Origin of the sequence: Prevotella sp. oral taxon 376, assembly GCF_003043945.1 — a bacterium.
In the GTDB taxonomy this organism is placed as follows: Bacteria; Bacteroidota; Bacteroidia; order Bacteroidales; family Bacteroidaceae; genus Prevotella.
In genome coordinates, this window is sequence record NZ_PYXG01000002.1 from 312,284 (window position 1) to 336,729 (window position 24,446).

The 24,446-nt window shown below is 39.6% G+C and carries 23 protein-coding genes; 1 reads left to right on the top strand and 22 read right to left on the bottom strand.

The window, feature by feature from the left end; translation table 11 throughout:
• The first annotated feature begins 2 nt into the window (after positions 1 to 2).
• The gene (locus C7120_RS10790) at positions 3 to 434 is read left to right on the top strand and encodes a BT0820 family HAD-type phosphatase (protein WP_107621683.1); all 432 of its coding nucleotides are present in this window, start codon (positions 3 to 5) and stop codon (positions 432 to 434) included.
• Positions 435 to 721: 287 nt separating this feature from the next.
• On the opposite strand, the gene C7120_RS10795 is transcribed toward C7120_RS10790, so the two are convergent.
• The 22 genes from C7120_RS10795 to glf form a co-directional block, all read right to left on the bottom strand.
• On the bottom strand, positions 722 to 1,798 hold the full coding sequence (locus C7120_RS10795) for a nucleotidyltransferase family protein (RefSeq protein ID WP_107621684.1): 1,077 nt from the start codon (positions 1,796 to 1,798) through the stop codon (positions 722 to 724).
• A gap of 18 nt (positions 1,799 to 1,816) precedes the next feature.
• Positions 1,817 to 3,751: a nucleoside-diphosphate sugar epimerase/dehydratase gene (locus C7120_RS10800; protein WP_107621685.1), complete on the bottom strand. Its 1,935-nt coding sequence runs from the start codon at positions 3,749 to 3,751 to the stop codon at positions 1,817 to 1,819.
• A 33-nt stretch (positions 3,752 to 3,784) separates the two neighbouring features.
• Positions 3,785 to 5,143 (bottom strand): DegT/DnrJ/EryC1/StrS aminotransferase family protein, encoded by a 1,359-nt coding sequence (locus C7120_RS10805; protein ID WP_107621686.1) that lies wholly within the window; start codon positions 5,141 to 5,143, stop codon positions 3,785 to 3,787.
• A 58-nt stretch (positions 5,144 to 5,201) separates the two neighbouring features.
• Positions 5,202 to 5,375, bottom strand: a complete 174-nt coding sequence (locus C7120_RS13980) for a hypothetical protein (RefSeq protein ID WP_158267373.1) — start codon at positions 5,373 to 5,375, stop codon at positions 5,202 to 5,204.
• Between the two features lie 8 nt (positions 5,376 to 5,383).
• A complete protein-coding gene (locus C7120_RS10810) occupies positions 5,384 to 6,514 on the bottom strand; it encodes a hypothetical protein (protein WP_107621687.1) in 1,131 nt (376 codons plus the stop codon).
• A 147-nt stretch (positions 6,515 to 6,661) separates the two neighbouring features.
• A complete protein-coding gene (locus tag C7120_RS10815; RefSeq protein WP_107621688.1) occupies positions 6,662 to 7,300 on the bottom strand; it encodes a sugar transferase in 639 nt (212 codons plus the stop codon).
• A gap of 56 nt (positions 7,301 to 7,356) precedes the next feature.
• Positions 7,357 to 7,899 carry a transcriptional regulator gene (locus C7120_RS10820; protein WP_369916876.1) on the bottom strand — a complete coding sequence of 181 codons (543 nt, stop codon included), beginning with the start codon at positions 7,897 to 7,899 and terminating at the stop codon, positions 7,357 to 7,359.
• 149 nt (positions 7,900 to 8,048) lie between these two features.
• Positions 8,049 to 9,365, bottom strand: coding sequence for a glycosyltransferase family 4 protein (locus C7120_RS10825; protein WP_233247092.1), 1,317 nt, complete (start codon positions 9,363 to 9,365; stop codon positions 8,049 to 8,051).
• 205 nt (positions 9,366 to 9,570) lie between these two features.
• Positions 9,571 to 10,680: a glycosyltransferase gene (locus tag C7120_RS10830; protein WP_107621691.1), complete on the bottom strand. Its 1,110-nt coding sequence runs from the start codon at positions 10,678 to 10,680 to the stop codon at positions 9,571 to 9,573.
• Between the two features lie 3 nt (positions 10,681 to 10,683).
• Positions 10,684 to 11,709: a glycosyltransferase gene (locus tag C7120_RS10835; protein WP_107621692.1), complete on the bottom strand. Its 1,026-nt coding sequence runs from the start codon at positions 11,707 to 11,709 to the stop codon at positions 10,684 to 10,686.
• Positions 11,710 to 11,769: 60 nt separating this feature from the next.
• On the bottom strand, positions 11,770 to 12,750 hold the full coding sequence (locus C7120_RS10840) for a glycosyltransferase (protein ID WP_107621693.1): 981 nt from the start codon (positions 12,748 to 12,750) through the stop codon (positions 11,770 to 11,772).
• A 77-nt stretch (positions 12,751 to 12,827) separates the two neighbouring features.
• Entirely contained in the window at positions 12,828 to 13,310 is a 483-nt protein-coding gene (locus tag C7120_RS10845) for a hypothetical protein (protein ID WP_107621694.1), read from the bottom strand.
• On the bottom strand, positions 13,307 to 13,867 hold the full coding sequence (locus C7120_RS10850) for a glycosyltransferase family 2 protein (RefSeq protein WP_107621695.1): 561 nt from the start codon (positions 13,865 to 13,867) through the stop codon (positions 13,307 to 13,309). The genes C7120_RS10845 and C7120_RS10850 overlap by 4 nt, the downstream gene beginning before the upstream one ends.
• Before the next feature lies 1 nt (position 13,868).
• Complete coding sequence (locus tag C7120_RS10855; RefSeq protein ID WP_107621696.1) at positions 13,869 to 14,888, bottom strand: acyltransferase family protein; 1,020 nt, start codon at positions 14,886 to 14,888, stop codon at positions 13,869 to 13,871.
• Positions 14,889 to 14,895: 7 nt separating this feature from the next.
• Positions 14,896 to 15,813: a glycosyltransferase family A protein gene (locus tag C7120_RS10860; protein ID WP_233247093.1), complete on the bottom strand. Its 918-nt coding sequence runs from the start codon at positions 15,811 to 15,813 to the stop codon at positions 14,896 to 14,898.
• Positions 15,810 to 16,976 (bottom strand): EpsG family protein, encoded by a 1,167-nt coding sequence (locus C7120_RS10865; protein ID WP_107621697.1) that lies wholly within the window; start codon positions 16,974 to 16,976, stop codon positions 15,810 to 15,812. Before C7120_RS10865 ends, C7120_RS10860 begins: the two co-directional genes overlap by 4 nt.
• A gap of 383 nt (positions 16,977 to 17,359) precedes the next feature.
• On the bottom strand, positions 17,360 to 18,052 hold the full coding sequence (locus C7120_RS10870) for an acyltransferase family protein (protein WP_107621698.1): 693 nt from the start codon (positions 18,050 to 18,052) through the stop codon (positions 17,360 to 17,362).
• A gap of 10 nt (positions 18,053 to 18,062) precedes the next feature.
• Positions 18,063 to 19,283, bottom strand: coding sequence for a glycosyltransferase (locus C7120_RS10875; RefSeq protein ID WP_107621699.1), 1,221 nt, complete (start codon positions 19,281 to 19,283; stop codon positions 18,063 to 18,065).
• Between the two features lie 16 nt (positions 19,284 to 19,299).
• Positions 19,300 to 20,268 carry a glycosyltransferase gene (locus C7120_RS10880; protein WP_107621700.1) on the bottom strand — a complete coding sequence of 323 codons (969 nt, stop codon included), beginning with the start codon at positions 20,266 to 20,268 and terminating at the stop codon, positions 19,300 to 19,302.
• Positions 20,269 to 20,743: 475 nt separating this feature from the next.
• Positions 20,744 to 22,201 (bottom strand): polysaccharide biosynthesis protein, encoded by a 1,458-nt coding sequence (locus tag C7120_RS10885; RefSeq protein ID WP_233247094.1) that lies wholly within the window; start codon positions 22,199 to 22,201, stop codon positions 20,744 to 20,746.
• 516 nt (positions 22,202 to 22,717) lie between these two features.
• On the bottom strand, positions 22,718 to 23,098 hold the full coding sequence (locus tag C7120_RS10890) for an L-rhamnose mutarotase (protein ID WP_107621702.1): 381 nt from the start codon (positions 23,096 to 23,098) through the stop codon (positions 22,718 to 22,720).
• 66 nt (positions 23,099 to 23,164) lie between these two features.
• Positions 23,165 to 24,310: a UDP-galactopyranose mutase gene (gene glf, locus C7120_RS10895; protein ID WP_107621703.1), complete on the bottom strand. Its 1,146-nt coding sequence runs from the start codon at positions 24,308 to 24,310 to the stop codon at positions 23,165 to 23,167.
• Positions 24,311 to 24,446: the final 136 nt, after the last annotated feature.

A 24,446-nucleotide genomic window follows, 5' to 3' on the forward strand; every position in this document is an offset into this window, starting at 1 on the left:
CCATGGCGACCATAGCTGTTGACTTCGACGGTACAATTGTTACCCATGAATACCCTGACATCGGCGAAGAGATTCCGTTTGCAACGGAAACTCTTCGCATGCTTATCCAAGACCACCATCAACTCATCCTGTGGAGTGTCCGCGAAGGCCAGCTCCTCCAAAACGCTGTAGACTGGTGCAAGGAACGCGGTGTAGAGTTCTATGCCGTGAACAAGGATTATCCCGAAGAAGAAAAAGACAAGAACAACCACTTTTCTCGGAAAATCAAAGCAGATTACTTCATCGATGACCGAAACATCGGAGGCTTACCCGATTGGGGACAAATCTATCAGATTATAAGTACAGGGAAAAGCTATCGGCAGATATTGAGGGAATCAATGGAAGGACTGGCAGACCAACAAGCATCGAAAAAAAAGCATTGGTGGAGCAAATAAAAACGACAAAGGGAAGCAGAGAAGCTTCCCCTTGTTACTATAATAGAGTATCGGCATCGCATCTTTGGCGAAAGCCTAATACTCCGCAAGGCCGTCCGGAGAGTATAGCCGCATTAATGCTGGCCATACCCTAAAGTCGTTCTAACAGATTGAAACAAATAACTTCAATGGCAGGAAATGTAGCGAAAACGACTCTTGAGAATATTACAGGCAATATGTAAACATGTTACAGGCTGCGTGTAAGCATATTACAAACAGCATGTAAACATGCCATTGGCGATGACTTGTCATCTGCGCAGAGCCTGCCCTATTTTCTTCGGGATGCTCCTGAAGAATAGGCCCCTCATCATAGCCGGCGACAAAGAATAGAACTGCCGGTAATTTCGAATCTTTTTGATAAAGGAATCCAGATAATATCTGATTCCACTTCTTACCGCATATTTCTGGTCATACTGGCCAAAGTTCCCCCCCTCAAGCACCAGCCTCAGAATCGGTTCTATCTCCTTTCTGTCCCTCTTGTCTATTGCTACAGGGAGAACAGCCTCGTCCAGTCCGAGTTTCTCCACACAGATGGCTTCGAATGCCGTAAAACCTCGCTTAATGCCAAGTTCTTCAAGGATCAGCCTGATTTTATTGTCATCATAGTGTTGATTCAGTAAAACGGCAAAATCACAAATCTGCCGTAATCCCACCCCTAATTCTATAAAATGATGATAAAGATGCAAATAGGTATATATCAATTCTGCTTCCGGTGAAAGAATCGGTACATCAACGCCATCAATACGGCGAAAACACATCCTGCTGTCGGCAATCATTTTATTGAAAACAGCCTGTAACCGTGGTGAAGCAAGCTCCAGCAAAAGATAATGCATTTCAAACATGATGGCATTATGCATAAATGATATATGCTGTTCACCTGTATCATCTTCCCTGTATTCTACTTTCCAGGTCTCTGAGATTGCGGCCTTTGCCTTCTCAAAATTATCCGAATCGCAATAGAAATCCACATCTCCGGGCATCCTTGATGAAGCCTCAGGATACAACGCGCCGATAGTTGCCCCCTTCACAACGACAAATTTGATATGCCTTTCATTCAACAAGCTGCACAGGGCAATGAGTTCCGCGTTAAGCCTCTCGTTCATATCCTGGATGTCGCGCAAGTTTGCGAAAGTATTGATGGCATCCATCTTCTGCAATTTTACATTATTCGACATCAAAGCCTGGCAAAGCAGGCCTGTGACGGTCTGCCTGTCTGCCAAATCCATAAGACTCTTATAGGCTCCGGAGGGCATTTCAAAAGCCCTCGTCGGCTTCTCCCACAAAGCCGAGGCAATCATCTGAAAGAGAAAGTCCGTTCTCGTCATTTAGCTCAATTAACAGGCTTAAGATGCGTCCAAGGCAGCGAAAATCGAGTTGTTGGACACATATTCTGGCACGATTTCCTTCATGACTTTCACAATGGCCATCTCATCATAGGTATACGAAACATGAATTAAATCCTCTATCTGCTTATTTGCGATGTCATAATCATATTCACGCACCTTTGCAATACGAATCTTCTCATGGAAGCTCGGAATCGTGTTCTCCCCATTTGAGAGCAGCTCTTCATAAAGCTTTTCTCCCGCACGAAGGCCTGTATACTTTATCTCTACATTCGTGGCCCCACTCAACTTGATCATGCGTTTTGCCAAATCCGCTATCCTTACGGGCTTACCCATGTCAAAGACAAAGATTTCTCCTCCTTTCCCTCGAGTACCGGCTTCCAAGACAAGCTTGCATGCTTCGGGTATCAACATGAAATAACGAATGATATTCGGATCGGTAACTGTAACGGGACCACCATGCTTAATCTGTTCCCTGAACAGAGGAATGACAGATCCGTTCGATCCCAGTACATTTCCAAAACGAGTCGTGATAAATTGCGTGATGGCCTTCTCTCCATTATATGTTTGCTGATTTCCCTTTGCCACCGATTCATTCAACGACTGCACATATATCTCACAAATTCGCTTGGAGCAGCCCATTACATTGGTAGGGTTCACCGCCTTGTCGGTGCTCAGCATCACAAACTTCTTGACACCATACTTGACGCTGAGGTCTGCGATGACCTTCGTCCCATATACATTGTTCTGAATGGCCTCTGAAGGATTATTCTCCATCATAGGAACATGTTTATATGCAGCAGCATGAAATACATATTCCGGCAGGAAACTCTTGAAGACTCTTTCCATACGCTCCTCATTCTCGATAGAGCCTACTAATGTTGTTGTCTTGATATTCGGCCACCGACGAGCCATCATGAGCCGAATGTCGTGCTGGGGTGTCTCGGCAGAGTCTACCAGCATGAGCTCCGATGGGTTATAATCTGAGATCTGCCGAAGGATTTCACTTCCAATACTTCCCGCGCTACCTGTTATAAGAATCTTGTGCCCGCATAGCAGATTGCCAATAGCGGCCATATCCACTTGAATTTGGCTTCTTGGCAACAAATCTTCTATGTGAATTGGTCTTAGCTGCGTCATATTGATATCTTCCCCGGGATGCCATTCTTGGGTAGCGGAGGTCATATAAATCTTTATGTTATTAGATATCAATATGTCCTGCAAGTTCTCGTCTGCACGGAATCGTTCATTTTGCAAAGGAGAAACCACCACTGCCTGGATATTCATCCCCTTTAATACATGGGGCAGTTCGTCATTCACTTCATAGACCTTCTCACCCAATAGAATCCGGCCCTCATAGCGGGCTTCCGGAGAAATGAACCCTTTCAGCTGGAAACGAGAAGGCTTCTCATTGCGGATATTCTTGGCAAGGCCGACGCCTCCTTCCTTCACGCCATATACAAAAGTGCGTATCCCTTTATCAGTACTGAAAGCAACATCATAAAGACTCTTTACCAATACACGCATTGCCCACATAAGAATTGTCGCAATGACATACATTGCCAAGATCTGCCTTCCTTCCAAAGGAACAAAACCCCATGTCTGATGAAATGGATAGATGATATAATGAAATACCTGAGCTATAACGCACGATAGAGCCATGGCAAATCCAACTCTCTCCAGATCGACAAAAGAAGAATAGCGGATGATCCCCGAATAGGTGTGGAATATTCTAAAACCAATCAGGTTGAAAATCATATAGACAAAGATAGTCTTTGTCAAGATGACAATATTGCCCAGCGTAATAGCCCCATGGTAATACAGCCAGAACACGAAGATTCCCGACAAATAGCATATCAGCATATCCAGTATGAGGATACACCAATACGGCAAAGCATTCTTCGTGAAATACCAGTTTAATATCTTTTGCAACATGTTCGTTCTACCTTACTTTATATCTAAAACTCCTTAAAGAATTGCCCTCTTTATTGTGTCTATAATATATGCAATGTCTTCATCCGTTACCAGCGGGCCGGATGGCAGGCAAAGTCCTGTCTCAAAGAGTTTCTCGCTCACCCCGTTGGTGTATGCGGGACAATCTTTGTATATCGGCTGCTTGTGCATGGGTTTCCACAATGGGCGACTTTCGACATTGGCTTTGTCCAAAACGATGCGCATTGCCTCGACATTCGCATTGGGTTCACAGTCCGTATGCACCTTTCCCGTGGAATGAACCACACCGGCAGCCCCTCCAACAGCAGCCTTCACAGCTTCATGATATGCTTCACTCTGACCTGTAACCTTAAGGTCGGGAGTCAAGGTTATGGTATTTAGCCAGAAATTAGAATCGCAATGCTCATCGGGATTTCCATGAAAAGTGATACCTTCCAGATCCTTAAAACCTTCTGCATATAGTTTTGCTATATGGCGATGGTGGGCAATATGCTCATCCAAAACGGTCAGTTGACCACGGCCAATACCCGCACAGATATTGCTCAAACGGTAGTTATAGCCAATTTCCTCATGCTGATAATACGGGAATGCTTCACGCGCCTGGGTAGCAAAGAACATCACGCGATTCTTGCTCTCCTGATTCGGACAAATCAAGGCACCGCCCCCAGAGGTCGTTATCATCTTATTGCCATTGAAACTCATCACGCCATATTTGCCGAATGTGCCTACCACCTGGCCGTCGTACCTGGAGCCAAGTCCCTCGGCAGCATCTTCTATCAATGGGATATCATATTTTTCTGCCACCCGCATGATATCCTTTATCTTTGCGGGCATGCCATAGAGATAGACCACGATGATGGCCTTGGGCTTCTTTCCCGTTTTCTCGACACGATCCTTGATGGCCTCTTCCAATAAATCCGGGTCCATATTCCAAGTGTCTTCCTCTGAATCCACGAATACAGGAATGGCTCCCTGATAAGTTACCGGATGTGAACTGGCACAAAATGTGAAGCTCTGGCAAATAACTTCGTCTCCAGCCTTCACCCCCAATGCCACCAATGAGAGATGCACCGCTGCGGTACCGGAGCAGAGGGCCACAACCTGCTTTCCTTCCAATCCGGATAATGAGTTAGGCCACAAGTTGTCTGGATTGTGCTCATGAGCATTGATTCTGGCGGGATAATTCTCTTTCGCATAAACATCTTCTCTATAGGAAGGAGCCGAAGAGATTACAAACCGTTTCAATTCTTCTTCAAACGCATTCACATTGGGGCCAAGTGGAACCACCCAATTGGCGTCGAAAGCTTCTTTGATATATTTCATTTCATTGCCCGACATGTGGGCAAGGCAAAGCAAAATCCGTTTTCTTTCCATAATGTCTTTTATTCGCTATTAGTTTACGGGAACACTATCTTAAATAAAATTTATTGAGTCAGTCTTCCCAAATACCCATTTCCTCATACTCCTTGCTATGCGCACCGCTTGCTCCGCCCTCATCAGGATTTGAAGGATCTACCACCACTGTATTCGGGTCGCTTGCTGAAAGAATGGGCACTAAGGCATATGCCCGAACCTGACATTTAGGCTTTATATAGCTTTTCTTCATGATTACGGCTATCTAATAATTATTTTTCGGCCGTTTCTGATATAGATACCTTCCGGCAGTTTTTCATTGTTCATCCTAACTCCAGAAATTGAATAGACGGCATTTTCATCCCCTACATCCGAATTTATCTTGCCAATCCTCGTGGTCTGGTCCACAAGGTGAACCTTTGCCCCAGGCTGTCTGGTTTTGACAAAAGCCCTGAAACCATAGATTATCTTATCTGATTCTATTGGTTTATAAAGCTTATCCTCTGAATCAAAGAACAATTCCGTACCATCCGTTGCCATCTCATAGGTTCCAAAAGTACCTACAAACGAACATCCCTGAATCGTCTGATCGATGGGAGAAGCAGTAGAGATGGTTACATCCGTAAACTTCGGACTATTCACATCAGCCTTTATCAGATAACCCTTTCCTGCCTCGAGATGATCTGTCTTCGTAAATAACAGAGTGGAATTCTGAACCGAAGAGAATTCCCGAATCTCTGTATTCTCACCAAAGACCGTCTTCACCAGATTGGCATCTACATCGAAAGGCACACAGAAAGTGTTCCAATAAGTGGAAGACAGCTTTCGATCCACCAGGGTTACCGTTGTCTTTTTACCCAGGAAACTGGTCAAGAGGGAGTAGTTGTCATTTTTCTGAGAAAGCGAAAGCATGTTGGATGCATCCGAATAGGTAACTATAATCTTAGAGATATTAGCAGAAGACGCCCTGGAACTTAGCTTCACCGATTCACCATTTGTGAAATTAGTTAAGGTGCATTCCTTCACGCCTCCCCCTGCAATATCTTTATTATTATACTGCAAATAGGCCAAATTCCCCCCAATAAACTTTAGGGACTGAATGGTGTTCCCTTCCTGAACAGAAATCGTGATGGCATCGCTCTTATAAACCCTCATCTGCCCCACATTGTTGTTAATCAGGTAGAAGCCACTTTTGTTATCGGAAAAAGAAGATTTAATGACTACGGGAGATGGTGTCGTAATTTTCTTGAAATCGCGCGAAGTTTCCGAATAGGCTGGATAATAACTTTTTATTGACTCTTCGGTTGTAAAATCAAAAGTTACGATATGCTGTGCGTTTATCCCAAGGCACGCAAATAAGACTCCACAAATCAATGATACATATCTTTTCATAACTATTATTTACATATCTAACAGACAAAGATAATCATTCTTCTCAATAAAAGGGAAAGATTTGTTGAAAATTTACATCGTAAATTAAAAACTACCATAAAAGTATTCCCTTATATTTTAGAGATAGCATCTATTTTCGTAGTTGTATTAGATCTCCTCTCCGGCATAATTCATCTTCTTTCCTAAAACGGTGCAAACTATCATTTGTATATCCTTAATGAAAGAATAGTGCTGTAGATAGTAAAGATTCAACCGCACCTTATCAGGAAAAATTACCTCATCATTATATTTCTGAGGATTATCCACGATGGCCAACAGATACTCTTCATCACGATATTTCAGGCTTGCGGGTCCCGTAATTCCCGGCTTCAATTTCAGTACATTCCTGCTCTCTCCCTCTAACTTGTCAGCATAGCCCGGTACATCCGGTCGGGGGCCGACAAAGCTCATGTCGCCCTTCAGCACATTCCAAAGTTCAGGAAGCTCATCCAGCTTGTACTTCCTTAGCTTTTCACCCAAAGGAGTAATCCGACTTTGTTCCTTCGAAGCTATGGAAGCAGCCTCTGAACCTCGGCTGGCCGTCGAGGCTTCTTCCTTTACCGTCATTGAACGAAACTTATAAACGGTAAACAACTTGCCGTTCTTCCCTACTCTTTTTTGTCTGAACAGGACAGGTCCTCCCGGCATTTTCATCTTAATCAGAATGGAAATTATCAACAGCACTGGGCTCAGGCAAACAAGCCCTACAAGCGACATCAACCTGTCGAATACAGTCTTTATCAGCATATTTCAGCTATAAGTTATACCAAATTAGTTCGTATCCTAAACCTGAATCGGCTTTATTAAGAACATTCAGAGGATTTGGGCAAATATTGCACATACATATCGCCATTAGGAAACTCCTTTATAACCCGAACTTCATTTACAGCTTCGGCTGATTTTAATGAAGCTATATTATTACGAGAAATCGTACCATAGGTTTCCATCTGCAGACAGGAGGCTATCTCCGTAGCGCACTGATTCATCATCTTGTTTATCCCCATCCGCCTATGGCGGCAATCCGTCATATAGCCACGAAAGCATTTACCCCAGAAATAACTTCTCATGAAGAAATAACCTATTACTTCTGGCTCGGTTGATTCATTCTTGTCATCCGCAATGATACTATTTCTCGGAGGCTCAATAACCATAAACGCTAAAAATGACTTATCCTTGGCAAGGATTTTTAATGAAGCTGCGTCAAAGCCATGTGGCCTGAAATAAGCAAATGCCTCCTTTGGCTGTCTTGCAAACATACTGGCCAACAAAGGAATATTAGTCTCATCCAAAGCCGCAATCAAGTATTGTTTCGTTTTATATTTATCGAGAATGAGCGGAATTTGCATGAGTTTTCGCCTGTATCTGGCATTAAAAAGGGAAGACAAGATTATTCCAAGAAAATTCCAGACTTGTGGACATCTGTCCCGCAATAAATGTGCTATTCTATACAACATCACTTTCTATGCCAATCCCTACATCCAAAAACTATCAGCAACTAAACTTCAAGGCTGCGATAATACTCCAATAAAGCAGTCCAAACATCTTTCTGTTCATACCGATTTACAATCATATCTCTGGCATTTGCACCCATTCGCTTCACTTCTGCCGGATGCTCCAGAAAATATCTCATCGTTTCATAGAGAGCTGTCTGCATAGCGGTTTCCCCCTTCTCATCCCTACGCTTGCCAGCATCAGATAGTGGTGCTACTATAATCCTCCCATTCAGCCCGTCCTTGATAATCTCATTACACCCGTTAATATCGGTTACGATACTTGCCAAGTTCATGGCTCCTGCCTGCATCGGGACATTGGGGAATCCCTCCCGATAGCTTGGAAAGACAAGAGCATCTGCCGCCGCAAGACAAGGCCTCACATCTTCCTGCCAGCCAATCCATCTTACACTCGGCGAGGTTTTCAACCACATTTCATCTTCTTCGGCAATAGGATCCCCGTTCTCAAAGGTGCCGACCAGTAAAAGTTTAGGAACTTTTGACTGGTATCTGTTTGTTGTCTGCTCACCATCAACAGTAATAATAGCTGAAGACTGAAGACTACAGACCGGAAGCTGCATTAGCTTTCTCATGGCACCGACAAGTTCACGAATCCCTTTATCACGAACTATCCTTCCTATAAAGACAAAAACGAAGTCATCTTCTGAAAACCCATATTGGCTCCGAATGTCGTGGATGGTTCTAACTTCAAGATTTGCAGGCAAGCCATCTTTTTCTTTAGAATCCACAGCATGTGCTAATAACGAATTTCGACAGAAGAACTCAGTATCCACACCGTTGATATTCCCATGATGCAAGACTCTCATAGGCTTGGTTGTGATACCATCCGTCCTTAAAGTATGTAAGACCCCATTCCCTTCAGGGATAATATTCGTAGCGCAAAAACAAGAAACCTTTTCCATCATTTTCAGAATCACCCGAAGCCATCCCGTTGCTCCTTGATAGCGAAGTCCTGTTACCAGATAAATCCTAAAGGGAATCCCGGTTATTTTCCCGGCAATTAGTCCGAGCAGGCTTCCTTTGGGAGTATTGCAATGCAGGATGTCTGGTTTCTCTCTTTTGAAGAGTTTGTATAAATTCCATAATGACCTGAGGTCTTCCTTCAAGGAAATCTCACGACGCATCGGCACATCAATTACCCTAATCCCCTCTCTTTCTGCTACACCTTGCAGAAGTCCGGTGTCTGATGCCACCCCAACGACATCGTAATAATCTGATAAAAAGCGCAACTGACCCTTTATCAGCTTATCCAGAGAAAGGTCAACTGTCGTAAGCCTAAAAAGTTTCTTCTTGTTCTCCACTATAAATTAATTGTCTGCGGGTATGATGATTATGAAAAAGAATGAGGCTTTTGTGAAGTAATATAAGTGTTGTATAGCGGCGGCAAAGTAAAAGGCCGTCTTTTACTCTCCTTTTAACGGCTATCTATCCTCTTTCTAACGGCTTTTTGGAGAGTAAAAAGCCGCCTTTTACTAACATGGACTTATTTCCCTGAATTTCAGACGGTTACAATTTCCCTAACAAGGAGTCATACACCAGTTCATACCCCTCCACCATCTTATTGATGTCGTATTGCAGGGCACGGCGATAACACGCATCTGCCACCTTATTATAATAGGCCTTATCTTCATACAGCAGGTTGATGATGTTGGCCAAAGCCTTGGCATCTTGATGGGGAAAAAGAATTCCATACCCATCCGTAACCTCTCGCAGTCCATTCACATCACTCGCAACAAAAGGTCTGCCAGAAGCCATCCCTTCTATGTTCGACAGTGAAAGTCCCTCCCAATGGGAGGACATAACAATGATATCGGCAGCCTTTAACACACAGGGAATATCTGTGCGCATTCCTAAAAACCGGACCCTGCCAGTAACGCCTAATTGGTCAGCCAACAGCTTAACCGCCTCCTGCCTTACACCAACACCCGCAAACCACACCTCAAATCTCTCCCTGTCCAAGAGCCTCAAGGCCCTCACAAGAGTGTCCTGGTCTTTTGCCTCACGAAAGCCGGCCACCATGAGAATGGCTTGCCTATCCCCTTTTAGCCGTAAAAGTTCTTCGTCGGCACGGGCATCATGAATGGCCGCGACATCCACGCCATTGTTAATCGTCGATATACGCTTGTATTTATCAGAAGTCTCATCCAGCCAGCCTCCTCCCATATATTCCCGGAGTTTCTGCTCCGCAATCTCGCTGATGCAAATGACATGATCATATTGCCCATACATCCAGCTTTCTATCGGAGCATACCACTTCCAAGCGCGTTTGCGATTGGAAGTGGTATGCTCGGTGGAGACTAGCTCCACCGAGCATAACACTTTTGCAATTGCCGCGAAGAGCTGTGGCGAGGAGTTATGCGTATGCACGACATCATAGCGATGCATAATACGGCCCAACTTCAATATATACAAAGGATAATAATATCCATGGCCCAGTTTGAATATCTTTACCGCAGGATTCTCTGCCCGCAGCTTTTCCATCAAGGGAGTCTCCTCCCCATTGAAAACTGCCAGATCTACGGTATGCCCCATCGCCCTCAATCTCGGAATCATCTCCACCAACAACATTTCCGCTCCCCCCATGGCGAGGGAGGTGATGACCTGTAGAATCTTCATGACTTATAAGTTTACCCTCAGTTTTGGCAGAATATACGGTGTAACTATTCTATTGAATAAAAAAGAAAAGGATTTATAGAAAAAGAATGAATGCATGATTTTATTCATTGCCCACCTCATTAGCCCTACCTTTAAATTACTGGAATAACTCATAACAGGGAAAAAACCTGTCTTCCGACATAAAGCCTTGATACTTTTGAATTCCATATAGTTAAATTTCGCGCTCATAATACGACTTACGCCGAACATCTTCTTTGAATTAAGAGATTTGATACAAGCCGCATATACATCCTGACGGGAGCCTACATGGTAATATGTTAGCAGATCCATAATATCTCGATATGAATTCACATAGTCAACTACACAACGCCTTGTATGTTCTATATTTCTCTTGGTTGTTGCACTCCCTTCATTTACAACATATCGATATATGTTTGCTCTTGTTGAAACTATATGCGGATTTGCGATATATACATGGGAGGAGAATAGTTGATCTTCACCAACTATATATTGTCTAAACCTTATTTTTTCTCTATCAAGAAAGCTTCTTCTGTATAAACATAGCCAGCAAAAAGATGGAAGTCCTCCTCGTATTATCAAGTCCCATCCGTCTCCCTCAAAATCTTTGATATTATCTATGGAATTCTTGGGCCAGAAATCATAGCTACTGTAATAATGAATTACATCTATGTTCCCTTGCTCTACATAGGGATAACATGCCAGTTTTAAACCATTGTCTAATAAATAGTCATCTGCATCAAGAAAACCTATAAACTCTCCCTTTGCTTCCTCAATTCCCCGATTTCTGGCAATGGCAACTCCCGCATTCTCTTGACTAACGAATCTTATCTGAGAATAGTGTCTGCTATACTCCTCACAAATTTCTAATGAGTTGTCCGTTGATCCATCATCAACAAGAATTACCTCGTACTCATTTTGAGCAAGTCCTTGCCGAAGAACAGACTCTAAACAGTTCTTCAGATAGTTTTCTGCATTGTAAACTGGTATGATAATACTAATTCTTAGCATACATTTATCTTAAAACCATAAACAAAAAACTTTATTGAAAACATTACATGGAGTTTTTGTTTATTTAAAAACAAATCGCGGTATTTTTGCATATTCATCGCTCTTAACAAATTTCCTCGCACCGACATTTCCCCTTATATGAGCAATCAAGAACCTCGGGGAAACTCTAAAAACAGAATAAACTATTCTTATCAAGCAACTCAATGACAACCTATATCCATATGCGAGATTACAAATTATCTTATCCTTCTTTGTATTGCGGGGGAGATCGTAGCAACACCTGTACCAAGTCAGATATTGTGCCATCGCCCTATAATAGATTTTATCATAAGTCTTTTGGCTGGCTTTATTTGTATTGGCATCAAGATGCTTAACACCAGAATCATACCACATCAATAATTTAAAGCCATTTTCCACAATTTTCTGATACATCAGTTGATCTTCACCGAAAGTTCCCGCAGGAAAACGGTCTATCCAGACTTCTTGCTCGTAATGTACAGCCTTCCAGACAAAGGTTTTCATAAAGACTGCTGTACCAGGGGCACTCTCTGTCGGATAAATAGCTCCATGCTCCGGGTGGTTATTATAAGAAAAAGCACCCGACCTCTTGATTTTTATTGCCCAGCCATCATTTTTTCTTGGACTCACAGTATTTATAAGATATGCTGCAACTTTAGAATTCATAGAAAGATTCTGAGAGGGAAAAGTATCTGGGGCAATGCCGTCGGCATTATATCTCTCCAAAGCCTCATGCATTTTTTCCACAGCATCCTCAGGAAAGAAAACATCATCATCAATTATAAGAATATATTCTTCATGCACCATATTCGCAGCCGCACGCTGATGGACAAGTCCTTTTGGGGTATCAATATACTCTTCTATCCCTACTTGTTCTGTTGGTCGATCAAAACCATGGGCTAAATGAACATAGATGTGCTTCGGCCTGATTGTCTGATTATGAAGCGATCTTAACTCTTCTAAATATTTATCTCCTGCTTTCCCCACAGTACGAATGGCAACGGAGTATTCAAATTTTTCCATACTATAATATTAGTTTGTCATAGACATATATCATTTCACTATTCCATTCAAGCTTATGAATTGTTACTTTTGAAAATTCATTTCTGTTTTAATATCCACATCATCATACTATAAACGAAAGGACAATTATACATTATAAAAATAATTAGCTTTTTCCTTATAGATAAACTTTCGTTCTTCCTGACCTCTGCCAAAGTCTTATTGGCAACTTCCTGTATTAACCGCTCTGCTTCCTCCCTAAACCCCGTATAGCGAGCAAGATAACGAACATTAAATATTTTCTTATATAACTTCCAAAGACACCAAGCCCGATATTCCTCTTTCTGTCTCTGCAAAATATTCATATGAATATTGTATAAAGTATCTATATTATAAATGAAACGACTTCTTGCTAACTGAAACCTCTCATTAGCATCCAGATGGGTTATGGAATCTCTCCGTTGCACATATCCGTATAATTTTACCTTTACCAATACAGCTTTAGCTGCTTTCAGAAAGACATATATATTAAAGTCAGTATCCTCAGATACAATGTTTTTAAAAGAGATGTCTTGAATCAATGCTTTAGGGTATAATTTATTCCATACAGACTGGTATAATATAGCATTGCTTGATTCTCCAAATAGCCCATAAACCAAACAGTCCTTATCAAGGATTTGAATTTCTGATGGTTTTGTAGAGAGAGAGAGAGAGAGAGAGAGAGTGTGTGTGTGTGTGTGTGTGTGTGTGTTCCAGGAGCATATATGGTCTTATAAAGCCCCATTGAGAAAGATGCCTTACTTTTAATAATTGCATTATAAAGCACTTCTATAGCAGTAGGAATAATAAAGTCATCTCCATCTACAAAGTAGATATACTCTCCGCAAGCCCGCCGTAATCCCGTATTTCTCGCCTCCGACACTCCCTTATTTTCTTGATGAATTATATGAAAACGAGAATCGCTTAGGCTATATGAATCACATATTTTCCCAGAATTATCCGTAGAGCCATCATCAATAAGAAATATCTCTAAATTTGGATAAGTTTGATTCTTCAAACTATCTAAACAAAAGTGAATATATTGCTCTACATTATATATTGGAACAATGATACTAATTAATGGATGGTAACTTTTCATTTTAACTTATATACTTATATTGATTGCCAAATAAAAACAGATTCACTTTTCTCGACCGACTCAGAAATAGAACAGAAAAGTAACTTATCATTAATCCAATACAACCAATTGCAAGAGATAAAATATTATATATAATATAACCACCTCCCAAAGATCCTATTAACATATCCGGTATTACTATTATTTTTTTAGCAACCTGTTCTAGTACCATATATTGCATGACAAAAATACCCAAGGTATATTGACCCACTTTGCCCATCATGAGAAGAGGGGCCGCCGCTTTATAACTTTGGCACAAATAAAATAAGCCACCTATAGTCATAAAGGATCCAGATGCTCCTATCAAATATTGGGCAAACAAAGAAACTGGATCCTTCATCAAACTCACCATCGAAAACGGGCAGTATGCCCAAATTCCAACCTTCTTTAAAAAGACCAGTAGAATAAATAATAAAAGCGATATTACCGTAATTGTACTCCGGTAAGAATTATAATCTTGACAATATTTCTTCCAATAATAACCTGTCCAAAACATAAGTAGCATAAATCTTATATCCATTATATCTCCATAGGGAACAAGCATAAGTAACAAACAACTAAGTACCATTCGAAACCAATCTGGGATTCCTGGTATTCTCTTAAAACTGTATACTATAAGATAACATACAAATAGAGTTTTCAAAAACCATAAGAGTGCAATTGCCTGACTTCCCAATAATCCTACATTTATTTTGAATCCATCAACAATTGTGTGGTAAACAGTCATGATTACATAGACAGTAGAAAAAGGAAGCAGTAACTGTTTCGCTTTCTTTTTTACAAAAGAGACAAAATTCTGATTATAAGCATTTATTGAAAAATATCCACTTAGAATCATAAACAATGGCATATGAAAAGAATAAATAATCTCTCTCACACTACTTGATTTTCCCAAAGTTAGATTATATGCGTGGCCAATGCAAACCAACAGAATCGCAACAAACTTAACAACATCCAAATATAGTATTCTTTGTTTCGGCATCCTACAACTACATTTTATATTTTCTCTTCCAATAATGAAAAAGGAGTAATCCCGGCAAATAGACAAACAAGACGAGCAAGGGATAAGGGCATTTAAGAATGTTTTTCAATCCAATGCCGCCAAATTTTGAATATACGATATACAGCAAAGCCTCTTTAATTCTAATCTTTAAAGAAAACTCTTTTGACATCGTTTCCAAAGAACCATAAGCCATTCCCTGAGGACATTTAAATCTCAATGTTCTGCCAACCTGTGATAATCCCCCCTCCAAATATTCCGTAATATAAATAATCTTATTTCTAAAAAGCATATCATGGCTTCTGGAAATCTTTATCCAAAGAACCGACTCTGAGATAAATCTTTCCCCGTCAAAGACAGGAAATCCTCCATACTCCCTTAAGTATTGAGTAACCCACACTTCAGCTTTATCCCCGCTTATGTCTTTATTAAACCGCTCATCTATAAAATTCCCAATGAAACCATCTTTTGAATAGCTTGCCCCAATAATATCCTCTTCTGAATATCCACGAAGATAGCCTATACCACATAATCCCTTGTTTCTTACTCGCTCCCAATCATTCAAAATGGTTTCTATGGCATTCGCCGTTAAGATGTCATCACTATCAACAATAAAGAATAACTCGCCTAAAGCTTCTTTTATACCCAAATTTATAGCAGTATGTTTTCCTCCATTTGATTTGTGGTAATATCGGATAGGAAAAAGTCCATTGTTTTGTTTCTTAATCTTCTCTACAACAGAAAGAGTGTCATCTGTACTTCCATCATCAATAATAAGCCATTCAAACGCCGTTATAATATCTTGATTTCGTATACTATCATAAAGCAATGGTAAAAAATGACCTCTATTATAAGTTGCAGTAACTATAGATACCGTGATCATATGCCTTTCTTTTTTCTTTATCATTTGAGCCTGAAAACTGGACGATAGAACTTATCTACATCATAATAATCATCATACTCAAACCGATCGTGAATTCTATCACCTTCCCGAAATCCATCTGTCAAGAATGTTTTGTATGGATAAAGATATCCTCCCCATGACCACAAAATGCGTACATATAACAAACAGCTAAGAGCTAATAATCCTAAATTCGTTTTATTCAAAGTCTTATGCTGAGTAGCGATCTCCGTAAATAAAGCTATTACTCCGATCATATAATACCAACCCAAACGCCCACCAGATGAGGAACGAATAAAAAACAATAAGACTCCACAAAACATCAGGGAACAATTCAAAAAGACAAGATGTTTCCGATCGTCTGGTATGTGACGATAATGGATGAAGATAATTGCAAGAAATACAAAAACTTCCAATAAATACTCTATACGAAATCCACTACTCTCGTATTCCTGCGCATAATACAAGACGCGTTCTTCAGAAGCAGCTAATTCTCCGAATTGAAGGAACAAGGCCGCTGGCACAGAAGAAAGCCCTATGACAAAAAGAAATGCCATTATTATAGCCACATGACTCATCTTATATTTCCGTATTGGAATAAAATACATCGGCAAGAAAATTATCGCCGAGTTATGAAAAGAAAATGCAAATAACATGACCAATAGAAACTTTTTCAAGTTTCTTTGATATATATACTTAAGTGAGAGCCATGCTACACTCATCCCTATGACTTCCCTCAAATAAGTGAAAGTGAAAAAAAACATAAGGCCTAAGAATAATATACAGGCAAAAGGATAATCGCTAATATACTCCCTTATAGAAAAGAATATGAGGATATATATGATACAAGTTAAAACAAGAATAAAGATATACCTGTTAGCTGTTACATGAGAGAGTAATATATTTAATAGCACATAGCCAAATTCCTTTTCATATCCAATGATTGCACTATTCAAATAACTTCCTCCAAAGTCTGTTGTATCTGCTGTCGAATCAAATAGTTCGGCATAAATATATCGGTCATACCCGCCCAACATGTCCGAAAGACCAACAAATAGGGCAAGAAATAAGAGAAAAAAGGAAAACAGCCTAATATCCTTCTTTTTCTTGTTATAAGTAGAGAGATACCATGCGATTACAACTCCAAAAATCAAAAAATATAGTAACATATATAATATTGTTATCGTCTACCCATTATCAGTCCTGTAAAATGAGGAAAAAACAGATTTATACATTTATAAATAATCACACAAATCAGACTGGTCAATATAGGAATAATAAATAAGATCCCGATTGTCGAAAAGGTATTTATGGGCAATATTCTTACCCAATATATTGTCGGTATCTTAATAATAAACATGTGAAAAGCAAACATGAAAAAACTACTTTCTGCTAAAAAAGCATTCGTCTTTATCCGATTCTGGACTAACAACCTACTGACAAGAAGAGCTATAGCCAAAGGTCCTATAATTTGAGATAGTTGAAATAAAATAGGACATGAAACATGATGACTCCACAAGGTAAGTATTTAAGAAGATCAAAGAAATTGAAATTAGGTAGATCTGCCGTATTTTCTTAAAACTTCTACAAAGCCTAACTTATGAATGCTAAACCACGCACCAAATGCATAGAAAAAAGAAGCCCTTAACCCAATACCTGGAAGCCATTGCCCAATCTGAAATAGCCACAACAGGCACATAAATGATAAAAATAAAATGCCAGTTTTCTTTAACAACCAATATAAGAGTGGGGACAAGAGATTTATCACCATCAAGTCTCTGATAAACCACAAGGGTATCAACCCTTGGTTTAAGTTCCAAAAAGCATTTAAAAACTCGGTCAGACTCATACCCAACATGTTTTGCTTCTCTGCCAACCAAGTTGGGTATATCACTGCTATCCCTGTAATAAATAACATGAAAGCAGTATTCCAAAAAATGTAGGGAATAAATAAAGAATAAAAACGCCGTTTCAATTTTTCTTGATACACTTTCTTTGAAAAAGATGTGCCAGAAAAAAAGAGATAACCAGAAATAAAGAAGAAGAGAGGAACCGCCATATTGGCAATCTCCACCCTGAAAACATGCTCAATTAAGTCGAATATAGGGAATTGCCCTCCTTTCACATAAATATATCCGCCTATAGGCTTATCTACGATGTAAGTGTGCAACATCACGACTGCTACAATAAGTGGGAACCTAAGAGCTGTAATCGTTTGAGAAGATGAATTAGATTGTATTTCCAACTCTCTAAATTTATTTGAACAAATTAAAGAAATCTCTTGAAATCTCTGTCCTTGAATGTTGCTTAAGCACACACTCCCTACCCCTATCAGCTATCTTTTTATATCCAGATAGATTATGAGGAATATCTTTTAGTAAATTGACAACTTCTTTTGCAGTATCATATTTTAGGCATGAAGCCTTATCTTTAACAGCAATGTTCTCTAACGCATAATTCGTTCCAATAACCAATAGACCGTTGGCCAAAGCATCTAATACTTTCCCTTTAGTTCCTGTCCCTATGGTTATAGGTGTTAACTGAATATCATATTTACGAACTTCACTTATATAATCTATAGCAAACTCAATATGGTTAACTTGATAACCGGCATCCCTCAATAGGTTAACATAATATTGCCATCCCCGCCCTAAAAATGTAATTACATACTCACTTTTTAAAGTCTTCGCAATTGGCAATAATTCATTTACCAACTCATCCACACTCTGTCTCATATAATAGTTATTCTGCCCCGCAATCAACAACCGAATAGGAATATGAAAAGAATGTTTTTCTATATTGCTCACCTCATAGTGTGGATGCCGCAAAAAAATCACACGAATCCTGGGATTGACATTTCTTAAAAAATTTGCATCCTCTTCGCCCACAACACAATAAGTTATATTATCATCTTGGGGAAACTTCTGTTCAAGATTAAGATATTTTGGATACATTAAGAATTTCCTGAATAGATTCCATGCCTCCATAAACACAAACCGCTTCCCTAACAGCCTGTAATAATAAAGGCTTTCACAATCAGGCCCCAATAGAACTCGTTTATAGGTTGGAAATTGAGAGAGTACCTGGGAATACTCTTCTCCATACACCCATATTCCATCAACATTTAAAGAATTAATATAGTCTACTTCTCTCTTCTTTAACTTTATATAATTGCTAAAAGGACGAGTCATTAGTACCCTGACAATGGGATGTAAATGAAGTTTAAATATCCATTTTACCCAAGTTCTTTCCCGCATCAAATAGATATTTACATCTAATTCATGTTCACACTCCTCTATTTGCTGGCGAGTAAGCTTATTCGTATTGAAACTGAATATCTCCATTTCCACTCTCTCCTCACGAGATGCTTGCGTAAATGCTCGTTGCCGATGAATGATCAAATGGTAAGGCAAAGCGCTTGCTCCTCGTATATTCTCTTTATAAGGAGTTATAGAAGTGATTAAAGCGATCTTCATACCTGTCAGAATTAAATTACTTCAGAAAAAGTTCAATATTTAACAGCCCTCGCAAGATGTTTTTTCTCCTTTTTTTATATTGACCTAACGGATAAAATCCATATTCTTTCATTTTCTGCAAAATAGAATATCTTACAACAGCACATCTTCCTTTTATCCTCCATTTAAAAACTGACCAGACTATCCCAAATAAAACGCTGTCAGCATAGTCATTAATCTTCATGTACAGAATGTAATCAGAGTTTTGGAATGACAAGGCCAATTCCTTAAAACTTTTTGCCACCTCTATTGCATCAAGATAGTATTTCTCTTGAAGTCTTATACCATGCGGGCTATTTCGTTGACTATTATACAAAAGATAATTATAAATAAGATGGCTCGAAAAAAGTACACGAGAGGCTAATGCAAACATACGATAAGTAAATTCCGAATCTTCTTGAGTTATATCAGTCCTAAAACAAAGAGCATTTTCCCTCAAAAAATCTGTTCGAATAATCAGACCGCAAACACTTCCCGGTTTGTAACCTTGAAGAATCGCTTCACGTCCTGAAAAGACTTTGTCACACTTTACTAATGGTTGAGAATTCCCAATTCCGATTATCTTGTCATTTCCTTTAACCCAATTATAATGATAAGAGAAAATATCTATATTCTTATACTTCTTTAGTTGAGCGGGAATTACACCCAGATTTGTAGCTGCTGTATCATCAGAATCAAAGAACCAAATGTATTCGCTGTTAGCATATTTTATACCTGTATTACGAGCCTTTCCGGCACCTCCATTTTCTTGAATTACAACTTTGACATTATTGAACTCCAATGATATTTTTTGTACAATATTTAAACTGTTATCAGTCGATCCATCATCAATAATAAGTATATCATAAAACTCCTTCTCCAAACTTGACTGGAGAATAGAAAAGACAGCCTTTTCTATAAAAGCCGAAGAATTATACATTGGAATTATTATACTTAACTTCTTCATACCTAACTCTCTATTTCTGCCAATTTCTCACATATGGACTATTGGTATCAACTGACAAGCATGAGTGGACAGAAGTTCCTTTCACTTGCTTGTGCCAATCCCCATACAATCCTTTTAAAACCTCATCGTAATGGGTAACTATTGGTGTTGACACAAATTCAAAATTTGCTATTTGCAAATTCTTTATATCAGACCTCAAATACAATCCTGGGATTTTATTCAGATGTGTACTTAAAGTTCCCATATATTTTGTTTCCTTATTATTATATTGCTTACAACCTACCGAAGTAGTGTTCTGTTGAAAGCACTCACAAAACAATTTATTGCTTTTATCCTTCTATTTATAGACTTCAGCTATGATTTTTAGTATATTCGCCGAGGCGTTTCCCCATCCCTGCTGCTAAAATAATTGCTTGCATATTTTCTATACTCTATTAATTTCCGTGAATAGATTTGAATTCCAACATGGGTCTATTTACTCTCTAATTATTCTTTTTTTAATTACTTTATTTATATTTTTTCTCATTTTTGCATCTATAACGCCAAAATATACCATTAAACTTGTGAGAATAGTTGAGGTTAATAAAATCACGAATATTGCAATCCACTGATTTGTTAATATTCTATTTAAATAATAGCAAATGCCAAGAGTTATTAATCCTATAAGTGTCATTAAAAGAATATTTTTTATTATGAAACACTGTAATTGAAACTCTTTCATATATAATTTGAGAATCACTAAATATGCAATACCCGTACATATCGGCAAACCAATATTTAGGATGTAAGCATATATATATGAATGTGTGAGTCGTAAGAGGATATAAATTAACGGAATTTGTAAAAGATTTATAGTTCCGCAAATCATATTGACAATTTTCACTTTACCCGTTGCTGTTATCGCGGCATAAGGAAGAGGATTAAAACTATTAAAAAAATTCATTACCAATAATAATTGGCAAATAATAATTGTACCTTCTGGGACATTCTCTAACCATAGGGGTATCAAGAAATCCATTTTTAGAATTATTGGTATAGATATTAACAAAGTAAAGAAAGATGACAACTTCGCACCAAAATCTATTAAATAATTTACTCTTTCATAATTTTCTACAGCGTATTCTTTAATAACCTGTGGTCTAAAAGCTGCAGAAATGTTTCCTATAAATGCGTATAATATAGCCTGTACTTGCAATGCCACACCAGCAGCCGCATTTATGATAGTACCAAAGAACCAATTCAAGATAATGTTTAACCCCTGTTGTGAAGCAGTCAGAGATACATTACCAAACAAATTCCACCCAGAGAATTTCAACATCTCTGGTAAAAGACTTTTATCCAATACTCTCTGGAAACGACTCTCCGGGAAATGTTTTATGCAGTAATAGCGATAATACAGCATTATGGTAATGGCAACTATTGCATATAAAATGCTATATAAAACCAAATGGTCTTTCAGACTATATAGGACAACGAATGCGATTCCCAGTTTCAGGCAAGAATTAAGGATATCTATTACTGCAAAAATGCCAAAGCGCTCATGGGAAGTTATCAACGAATTATAAGGTACCTGCGTTATGCCGAGCATCGTTGATATAATAGCCGACTGGTATACCCAATTTGCCGCGACCATTCTGTCTATAGGTATAACTAATTGCGTATTGACGAACCATAACCCCACGGTTTCAGCAACGAAAAAGAACAAAAGTGCTAATCCGCAATGTATAATCAAGGCTGTGGAAAAGGTTCGCCTTAGCGTGTCGTCATCATGTAGGCCCAAGGCATATGTCAAAAATCTGCTCGTTGCCCCATTTAATGCCGAGCTCAGCATATTGACGAGAACGACAATCCCACCAACCAAATTATAAATGCCATAATCAGAAACACCAAGTGCTTGCAGGACTATACGAGATGTATAGAAGCTAATGGCCATGCTGATAAACATCCGCAGATATAGCATGGTGGCATTTTTGGCAATAAGGCTATTACTCGAATTTTCCTTTTCCCTTGACAATATTTAATCGCTAATAAAAGACAGAAATAGACAATTAAAAGTTCTTGTTCATATACACACCTCCCCCTCCCTCCCCCACAAATTGCAAAGAGGATGAAGAGTAATTAATGCTTCCGCTTTTGAACAAGTTCAATACAGCCATAGAAAAAGGCTAACGGATATGAAACCAGGTTTCTTTCTTTATACAAAGACCTATTGGTTCCTTCTCTAACTTTGCTCGCAGAGCTTACTTAATTGCCTTTTTTATTTTTACAAAATTATGAGTTATAGCGACTCTCCCCATGAACAACAGGATAATTGTTTCTTTTCCTATTGATTAGTCAAGTCCACTTTTCACTCGATTTGTCTATAAACGGTGCAAAGATATAGAAAAAAAACGACACACAGAAGAAAAAGCTAAAGTTTTTGATATCGCTTTAGGCTGAATCAAATAATTCAATCTTCATAGAGATAGAACATCCGATCCATTTTATGCCACTTTTCATCAGATGTACTGCCTTCCGGACATACCTGAAAGCGGCCGACAAAATCTTCCCACTCCTGTTGGCGCGGCAAGCCTGCCAGTTTGCCCATGGCCGTATTCCAGTCGAAATCAAGGGGAGTTTCCACAATCATCACCTCGGTATTACCATATATATATAATTCCATCTCGAGAATACCGACAGTCCTGATACCTTCTTTTATCTCCGGCCAGAACCCTTCCTTAGAATGGGCATAACGGTACTGGCGAATCAACTCCGGCTCATCCATCAAGCTCAATATCTGAACATAGCGCTTGACAGGTTGTCCGAATTCTTTTACTTTATATCCTTGCATGATTTTTCTGTATAAACCCTATCGGGAAGTGATGAAATTGTAAGGAGACTGTCCCTCCTTAGTCCTTTACTCCTTACTCCTATTTCCATAAGCCCTTACAGCACTTTCTATAACAGGCGCCATGTCGTAATACCGGTATTCTGCCAGACGCCCCCCAAAAATTACACTCGATTCCGCCGTCGTCTCAGCGCGATACTTTGCGGCAAGTTCATTATTACGGGCATCGTTCACGGGATAATAAGGCTCCATACCCGGCTGCCACTCCGTGCTGTACTCCTTACTGATTACGGTCTTCGAGATATCATAAACTTTCTGGCCGAACATCTCGAAATGCTTGTGCTCGATGATACGGGTATAGGGCACTTCTACCTCTGTATAGTTAACGACAGCATTACCCTGATAGTTGGGCATGTCGAGCACATCGTTCTCAAAGCGCACCGTGCGATAATTCAGCCGGCCGAACTTAAACTCGAAGAACTCATCAATAGGCCCGGTGTAGACGAGGGTATCAGCAAGATGGCTCCAAGCTCCCCTTAGTTCCTTGAAGAAATCGGTATTCAGCCGCACTTCCACGCCTTCTAACAAGCCTTCCACCAGCCTATTATACCCCCCTATGGGGATTCCCTGATAGGAATCATTGAAATAATTGTTATCGAAGACTAAGCGCACCGGAAGGCGCTTGATGATAAATGCCGGGAGTTCGGTACACTTCCTACCCCACTGCTTCTCGGTATAACCCTTGATAAGTCGTTCGTAAATATCCTTTCCGATAAGCACTTGAGCCTGCTCTTCCAGATTGCGGGGCTCCGAAACTCCATCGGCCTGCATCCTGGCAACGGCTTCCGATTTTTGCTCCTCTATCTTTGCCTGTGCCTCCTCAGGCGTGGTTACCCCCCACATCTGATAAAAGGTGTTCATGTTAAAAGGTAAATTATAGAGTTTACCTTTATAATTGGCTACGGGCGAATTGGTATACCGGTTGAACTCAACGATGGAATTCACAAAATCCCAGATCCTCTTATTGTTCGTATGGAAGATATGAGCACCATACTTATGCACATGGATGCCCTCTACATACTCGCAATAGACATTGCCGCCAAGATGTGGACGCTTGTCGATAACAAGGCACTTCTTTCCATCCTGATGGGCCAAATGGGCAAAGGTCGCGCCAAACAGCCCGGAACCTACTATCAGATAGTCATAATGTTCCATCCATTCTATGATTTAACCTATTTGTATAGATGGCAAAGATAGTAAAATAAACCGAAACCACAAAGAAAAGACATAAAAGTTTCCATTCGCATGTTTTAGATGAATTCAGGACCAGACAAGACATCTCTGCTCTTTT